The sequence below is a fragment of the Pedobacter sp. 01T416_2 genome (assembly GCF_056398925.1).
In genome coordinates this window covers 1-2,944 of sequence record NZ_JBFTQI010000727.1, presented here as the reverse complement: position 1 = coordinate 2,944, position 2,944 = coordinate 1, and the positions used below count along the sequence as shown (strand labels likewise).

Below are 2,944 nucleotides of genomic sequence, written 5' to 3'. Positions count from 1 at the left end.
TGTTTGTATCGCACACCATCGATTTTAAATATGACAGACCACACGTTCTGAAAAAATACGCTCAAAAATTAGGTGTAGACGGACCAAAATGGCAGTTTCTTTATGGAAGTAAAGACAGCGTATATACACTGGCAGAAAAGAACTATTTAGTGGCTGTTGGCGAAGATAGTACTGCTAAAGATGGGTATATCCATCAAGGATATCTGGTTTTAATCGATAAAGACAGACGGATCCGCGGTGCTTATGATGGCACTAAAGAAGAGCAGGTAGAACAATTAAAAAAGGATATCCCGGTTTTATTGGCTGAGTACAAAAAGTAAAATTATTAGCCACGGAGACACGGATCTACACGGAATAAAAAGAATTTATCTCCAATGATTTGCTCTATAACCAAACTAGTTTTTACCACAGATATACAGGATAAACACAGATAATAACTAAATCTGTGTTTATCTTTAGTTATCTGTGGTTAATATTAACAAAACATCAATGCGCAAGTACATTATCAATTCAATCTTTTTCCTTTTCATTATAGGCATCATCTTATCTTGCCAAAACCAGGAAACAATCGATCTGCAGAATTACATGTCGAACGGAAAAGATATTTATAAAGCCAAGTGCCAGAATTGTCATGGCGAAAATGGCGAAGGATTGGGTGAGCTCGCACCTCCATTAACTGATTCGGTATTTTTAAAAACAAACAAAAACCGCTTAGCTTGTTTTATCAAAAACGGGGCAAACGAATCTTTGATCGTCCATGGAAAAGAATACAAAGAAAAAATGCCCGCTTTCCCTGAACTGGCTGATATTGACGTAGCACAGGTAATGGTTTATATCACCAATTCGTTTGGCAATAAGCAGGGATTTGTACCCTATTCGCAGGTCTCAAAGGATTTGCAGAATTGTAAATAAATAATATTTTGTATATTTAAGGTATGACAACGATAACTCTACAAGTTCCAGATAGCTTAGGCGAACATGAGCACGATACGGTGCGCTTTATCGCTGCAAAGTTGTACGAATCTGGAAAACTATCATTAGGCCAAGCAGCAGCTATGGTTGGTTTATCAAAACATACTTTTGCAGAATTACTTTCTGATTATGGCGTTTCAATACTTAACTATCCCGTTTCAGAAATGTTAAGTGATGCAGAAAAAATATGAAATAGTAATCGCTGATACCAGTTGCTTCATTCTATTAGAAAAAATTGGGGAGCTGGGCCTTTTGAAATTACTTTTTTCAGAAATTATCACAACAGATACTATTGCTTCAGAATTTGGTTCACCTTTACCTCCTTGGATCCAAATTAGAACGCCTAAAAATATTACTTTTCAAAACTCATTAGATATTGATGCTGGCGAAGCAAGTGCTATTACTTTAGCACTAGAATCAGAAAGTTCGCTTCTTATTTTAGACGATAACAAAGGCAGGAAACTGGCTAGAAGACTAAATCTCCTTTTCACGGGCACATTGGGCATAATTTTAAAAGCAAAAAATGTCGGTATTATCCCTTCAATAAAACCTATTATTCAGAAAATACAAGAAACAAATTTTAGATTTTCTAAAAAGGTGCTAGATGAAATATATGCACTCGCAAATGAATAGTATTATCACGATTGTGATAATATGGATAAAAACCCCATCTTTACGCAAAATGCAGGTTATTCTATCGCTGTCTCGGGTAAAATCGAGAGAGAGGAAAGTCCGGGCAACGCAGGGCATCTCGCTTTCTAACGGAAAGGGGTTCAGGAATGAAAACCTGAATTACGGATTAGTGCAACAGAAAATATACCGTCCTGACTTTACRTCGGGATAAGGGTGAAAACGTGCGGTAAGAGCGCACGAGCATTACAGGCGACTGTAGTGGTTTGTAAACCCCGAGAGTTGAAAGACCAAATAGGCTAACGTATGTAGGGCTGCCCGTCCGATGTTAGTGGGTAGGTCGTTAGAGATAAACGGCAACGTTTATAGTGGATAAATGATAGAAATCCTGAGCAATCAGGAAACAGAACCCGGCTTATAGACCTGCATTTTTTTATTCACTTAATAAAATACTTTTTGTTTCGTCGAGTTTGGCCACTTCTGCTTCGCCCAAAACAGGAAACTTCAGATCCAGATTTTTTAATTTATCTTCAATAATTTCACTTATTGCCAATCGGGCAAACCATTTTTTATCGGCAGGTATGATGTGCCAAGGCGATTCTACTGTGCTTGTTTCGTTAATCGCGTCCTGGTAAGCTTCCATATACTTATCCCATAAAGCCCTTTCTTTAATATCGCCCGAAGAGAATTTCCAGTTTTTAGTAGGATCATCAATACGTTCTAAAAAGCGTTGTTTTTGTTCATCTCTGCTCACATTTAAAAAAAACTTCAAAATTACCGTTCCATTGGCCGTTAAATGTTCTTCAAAATTTCTGATACTCTTATAGCGCTGTTGCCAAAAGCTTTTATTGATCTTTTTTACATCATTAAGCCCTGGGATATTTTCGCTTAAAACATATTCGGGATGCACCTTACAAACCAAAACGTTTTCATAATGCGAACGGTTATGAATACCTATCCTGCCACGTTCTGGCAAAGCTTTATAATGTCTCCACAAAAAATCATGTTCATATTCTTCTGACGTTGGCACTTTAAAAGTATAAACCTGGCATCCCTGTGGATTTAGTCCACTCATTACATGTTCGATTGCACTGTCTTTCCCTGCAGCATCCATTGCCTGAAAAATAATCAGAACGGAATGTTTTCCAGATGCATATAATTTCTCCTGTAAATGATTGAGTTCTATTTTCGAATTCACCAATGCATCTTTAGCTTTTTCTTTATTATAACCGCCAGTATAATCTGTTTTGTGATTTTTTAAAGAAAATTTCTTATTGCCTTGTACAATTAATCCTTTAAATTCGTTTTTCATAATCATGTATTGGTTTTAGATAAATCGATG

General features: G+C 36.7%; 5 protein-coding genes and 1 other RNA gene. 5 read left to right on the top strand and 1 reads right to left on the bottom strand.

Translation table 11 applies throughout. The features are described 5' to 3' along the window. From AC1DPQ_RS23155 to rnpB, 5 genes are all read left to right on the top strand, one after another. On the top strand, positions 1-320 hold a 320-nt coding region (locus AC1DPQ_RS23155; RefSeq protein WP_477611007.1), incomplete at its 5' end, for an SCO family protein. Positions 321-489: 169 nt separating this feature from the next. Further along, positions 490-912, top strand: a complete 423-nt coding sequence (locus AC1DPQ_RS23150) for a c-type cytochrome (RefSeq protein ID WP_477584181.1) — start codon at positions 490-492, stop codon at positions 910-912. A gap of 23 nt (positions 913-935) precedes the next feature. Further along, a complete protein-coding gene (locus AC1DPQ_RS23145; protein WP_477584179.1) occupies positions 936-1,163 on the top strand; it encodes a UPF0175 family protein in 228 nt (75 codons plus the stop codon). Then, on the top strand, positions 1,147-1,605 hold the full coding sequence (locus AC1DPQ_RS23140) for a PIN domain-containing protein (RefSeq protein WP_477584177.1): 459 nt from the start codon (positions 1,147-1,149) through the stop codon (positions 1,603-1,605). Before AC1DPQ_RS23145 ends, AC1DPQ_RS23140 begins: the two co-directional genes overlap by 17 nt. A gap of 48 nt (positions 1,606-1,653) precedes the next feature. After that, an RNA gene (gene rnpB / locus AC1DPQ_RS23135) (RNase P RNA component class A) lies at positions 1,654-2,036 on the top strand. Here the strand turns inward: rnpB and AC1DPQ_RS23130 are convergent. Further along, positions 2,036-2,914, bottom strand: a complete 879-nt coding sequence (locus tag AC1DPQ_RS23130; protein ID WP_477584175.1) for a polyphosphate kinase 2 family protein — start codon at positions 2,912-2,914, stop codon at positions 2,036-2,038. The genes rnpB and AC1DPQ_RS23130 overlap by 1 nt on opposite strands. Positions 2,915-2,944 lie beyond the last annotated feature (30 nt).